Genomic DNA, 4,889 nt, shown 5'->3' with positions numbered 1-4,889 from the left:
GCTGAACCAGCCAACATTGGACTTGCTCTTCTCGTGACTCTCCTGATGCAGGTCCTTCATACCCTCGAAGGCGATCTCTCCTCCACTGTCCAGGGTCAGGTCGTTGCCGCTCTCCAGCTTGGCCGCCTGATACCGCTGATCGCCGCCGCTCGCCAGGGTCACATCGCCCCCAGCCGACACCGCGCTGCCGACGTATTTCACATCGGTCACTTCATCGCGCTTGGTCTTCTTGCTGCCAAAACTCCCTTTGCTCTTTTTGTCGTACAGCGAGTAATCACTGTCAGCCTCAGCCAGCAACTCCAATCGACCACCCGCCACCAGGTACGCCTCGTCTCCCGCCGACACACGGCTGGCCGTCATCGCCAGGTCTTCACCCGCGCGCAGGCTCACGTCCCCGCCCGCCGTGACCGACGTGCCCACCTGGCTCACATGGTCCTCTTGCCCCTTGGCCTTCTTCGACTTGAAGGTCGAATGCTGCTCATCGGCCGCCGAACTCAGGCTCAGGTTTTCCGTGGCGGCCATGACCACATCACGCTTGGCGTCGATCTGGCTGGCGATGGCGGTGAGATCACGACCGGCGATAGCGGTGAGGTCACGGCCTGCCGTCACCGAGGAACCGTGCTGATTGACCGAGCTGCTGGTTTGTCGCACACGGCTGTTGAGACTGCTGGCGGTCTCTTCCACTGAACCGAAACTCAGGTCGCGACCCGCCTGGATGGCAAGGTCGCGCCCACTTTGCAGGACGCTGCCCTGGTTGGCGACGTCGCGACCGGCGAGGATGCTGAGGTCGTTGGCCGCCTCGATACGCGCGGCGCTGTCGACAAAATCACGGTGTTCGGTGACCCTACCGTCGCTGCTGTCGACTCGGGTGACACTGCGCTCGTTGATCACATCACCATTGATGGCTGTCAGACTCACGTCGCGTCCGGCGATGATGCCGCCGGCCTTGTTGACGATATCGTTGCCGGCCAGCAGGTCCAGACGGTTACCGGCCTCGATCAGGCCGCTGTTGACCAGGTCGTTGCCGGCCTTGGCGGACAGGTTGTTGGTGGCGCGCAAGGTGCCGACGTTGGTGAGGTCTTGCCCGGCGATCAGGTTGATGTCGTTGCCGGCGATCAACGCGCCGTTCGGGGCCAGGCGGTTGTTGGCGTTGGCCAGGTAGAGCACCGGCACCAGTACTTCTTCGCCGTTGACCACGGCCCTTTCCAGCCAGACGATGTCGTGGGTCAGGGCTGCGACCTGCTCGGAGGTGAGGCCCACGCCCACGGCCAGGTTCAGCGTCTGGCGGCTGGCGATGGCGTTGTCCATCAGGTGCTTGAACAGCTTCTCGTCGGTGGTCTGGCCGGCGAGGAAGCGTTGGCCGGTGCGGGCGAGGCTATCTGGATTTTAGCCCGCAGCCCTCAGCAACGCGTTGAACTGCTTCTACTTGATAGATGTGGAGGGGACTGCGTAATTGTAACTAATGCGCGAAACTTGAGGCCCTAACAATCCGCAGCCTCCCTGGACTGCTCCATGCGCTGTGTGCTGTATCCCTCTAGACGAAACCTAATCCACAGAAAATGACGAGAAATAAAATGATAACTTTTCATCCTCAACCTCAACTAACTGGTAATGAATCCTATCCAAACCACGATCTATTTCTTTTATATTAATCTGCATCAACTGAGTTAACCCCGCCAAAATTGCGAGCGATGAAACTACTAATATCAAAAACTTAACACTTACAATTTCACCCCATTTTTATCAGATAGATTGAGAATCAAATCGTAGGCCATCCGTTCTTCATCAATTTGAATATTTAGAGAGCGAAGGCAATCACTAGCAAAAAGCACCCTATTCAATCTTGAAATATCATTCATCATTTATCCTCGCATGCTCGCCGTTATCGCCACAACCACGTCAATATTCTATGCGTGGGCATGAGCACCACCTACGCAAGTATATTAGTTTATTGTTCAACCTCAACATCGAATCATTCCTCCAGCCACTTCACCCGCCCCTTTGAACCTTTCATACCAATACTGCCTCGAACACATGTCATCCCGACCCATACTGTAAGTCAGCTCTTTTAATCTACCTCCCAGAGGAAACGCAAACTTGTACTGAATTGTGGAAAGTTTGCATTGAATCTCTTGTAAAGCATCAAATTTTTACTGGGCCGCCTTAAAATATAGACTGACGGCAATCTTATCAATTAGAGTTACGCGCTTGTCTTCATACAGCCCTAAAAGTTGATTAATTATACCAACCGCGGAGCGATAACGCTCCAATTCTGATTCTAGGTTTTCCCATATATTCACACTCACCACCCCACACTTATCGGTTGAGTACGTCTCACTTGAACAGTCAATAGGCTTTATATCATTTCCAACCCACCCCTACATAATTAAAGCAGTCTGCGACACCTCGAGGATCAGGAATAATGATTGAATTACTATTAAGCACTTCTTTCGCTTGCAAAAATGGGGCAGGTCTACCCGGTCTCCACTACCTCTCATATTAGGATTTTCTAAACTTTATTCCATCGACAGAGTGAAACTCGCCAAGCCCTTGTCTTGCAGATAATTGTTAATAGTTTCCAGAATGCCCGACGCCAGATGGTGCTTCTCCAGTAATTACTGGAAATTAATTATGGTGTCTTCGGGGTCAAAGCGCTGAGTGCCAGGCAAGCAAACTGGTGCATCGAAGTGATCTCGCACAGCACCTCTTCCATGGCTGAATGGCTTAACGAGAGCCAGTGCTGCAGCAGGTGAATGCGCAGCACGGTTTCCACTGGATACGGCTCGCGGCCACTGTCAGCCTTCGAGTAGTGAGCCTTAATCAACGCTATCAGTTCGCTTCACTGAGCCAACTGTTCCAACTCGGCCAAGGAAGCGGTCGCGGCAGGTTTGCTTGCGCTTCCCGGCGAATTCGAAACCAGAAAAGCTCATCTGGCTTATACAATTGCATGCTTGTAGAGGGCAATTATGTGGAGGCCTACTTTGGTACAGGTCGAGCGGCCTGTGCTAACTTGATCGGTGCATCCCTAAGTAGACAAAATCGTCTTTAACTTTAAAAACAAAACAATCTTATCGGGGCATTACAAAACCAACGCCACGATGCCCTACTCATGACAAACTTCCCTCTGCCATCAATCACCTGACGTATCAATATTCAGTAAAAGACACTTACCATCTCGTTTGACAACGAGACTAATAGGTTTCACTGTTTGCCCCTCATCAAAAGACATTTCCACTTTAAGGCCCTGATCGGCAAACGTCTTAAGCTCAGCAATAAGCTCCGCCAATGTCTTGCCTCGATTCTCCCAATCTATCCTATTGCTCATTCAATCACCGATACGATTCAAGTTCTTGTCAAAAGTTCCGTCACGTGTCGTCCTACTTTCCAAGGCTTTTACTGAACTGGCCATTTTCCATGCACCTCCATTGTGCCCATCCAGATCTCGCGTGATGTAGGACTTGCCTTTACGAAATACTGCTTGGCCACCATGAACTGTCTCGCTTATTTTTTGATAACCCAATGCCTCTGCCGCTACTTTAGCCTCTTTGGTCGTCCTGTACACTGGCTGTTTCGTGACAACTGAGCGACCGCCCATGGTGGCACTCAGCAACGTCGAGCCTACCACGGATAGGAGCCGACGCCCATCCCCCCCTTCGAGTGCGCCCAGCTCACTTGCGATGATATTCTGCGCGTCTTGATTGCTACTACTAATCACATAGCCGATGACGACGGATGCGCCAAACTCACCTTGAGCAGATGCTTCTTTAGCTAGCGCTCTGAGTTTCGGCTCGTCGGCACTAAGCTTCGCGGAAATATCCTCGCACTGCCCAGGATTATCACGACATAAGTTGGCCAACCCTTTGTTTCGAGCCTCATCCAGCTGTGCATATTTCTCCCTTACACCCAGAATGCAATCATCATCCGCGCAGTTTTTTTCTTCCGCGCGCTGACTCTGAACCTCTTGATGCGTAAGATAATTATATGCAGTCGAATAGCTTGCCACCCACGCTCCTATCTGGGAGCTGCCACCATCTCCTTGAGTCGCAGCAGCAGCCAAAACACCCAGCAATTGTGAATTCATCTTGAGCAACTGCTGCTTTTTCTCAGGCTGCATTTTGGAGTAATGTTGCGCAAGGGTATCCACTAGCGCCTCATTGACCCCGGCTGCAACTGCACCAGTTTTAAAATCGCCTCCAGCAGCCTCCGCTGCTAGCCCGCCCATCACCGCATGCAGCGTAACTTTGGCGGCGCCTCCCTCCTGCAGATTGAAACGATTACCTAAATCGCCAACGAGATTGAATCCAGCAGCTGCGAATGTACTGGCGAGGCTGCTACGCAGCGCCTCACCCAACGCGCTATGACCACCGAGGGCACGATCCAGAATGGTCGAAGTACCGTTCTGAAGCAGCTGGTTGCCTGCAAAGCGAGCAATGCCATCCCAACTGGAAAGCCCTCCAACTGGCAAAACAGCGCCGCTATTAGGCAGCGCGCTTGAAGCTCCGGTTTCGGTCGCTGTCCAGTCATCGAACAGGCCGGCGGTCAAACCTGCGGTGAGTCCCGAAACCGCATAGCCACGAAGCGCATCAGTGGACATAACATCCTTGAGCACCAAGCCCAAGTTGCCACGATTATTGATCGTGCTAATCGTCGCTCCACTCGCTGCACTGGCGGCGATTGAAGAGAGCGCCACGTTCGCCCATCCTGCCGCAACGGTCGAACCCGCCGCCGCGCCGCCAGCCACGGCACTGGCGGTCGCAGTACCACTGGCCGCCATAGCGGTTCCGGAACCAGCAGTCGCACCTGCTGCAGACCCCAAGGCCGCACTGGCAGCACCCGCGGTCAGGTAAGTGACGATGATCGCGATCACGATCTGCGCCGCTGGACCCAAA

1 protein-coding gene and 2 pseudogenes are annotated in these 4,889 nt (G+C 53.3%); all 3 read right to left on the bottom strand.

Translation table 11 applies throughout. The features are described 5' to 3' along the window. Positions 1 to 1,374, bottom strand: a pseudogene (locus tag IAE34_RS24160) (hemagglutinin repeat-containing protein); the annotation flags it as partial. Positions 1,375 to 2,540: 1,166 nt separating this feature from the next. Next, positions 2,541 to 2,939: pseudogene (locus tag IAE34_RS24155) on the bottom strand (transposase); the annotation flags it as partial. 386 nt (positions 2,940 to 3,325) lie between these two features. Then, a partial coding sequence (locus tag IAE34_RS24150) for a DUF637 domain-containing protein (protein WP_200141476.1) occupies positions 3,326 to 4,889 on the bottom strand: 1,564 nt, incomplete at its 5' end.

The organism is Pseudomonas sp. S30, assembly GCF_016518545.1.
Taxonomy (GTDB): Bacteria; Pseudomonadota; Gammaproteobacteria; order Pseudomonadales; family Pseudomonadaceae; genus Aquipseudomonas.
The sequence above is the reverse complement of the archived record's forward strand: the minus strand, read 5'-3'. Positions and strand labels throughout refer to the sequence as shown.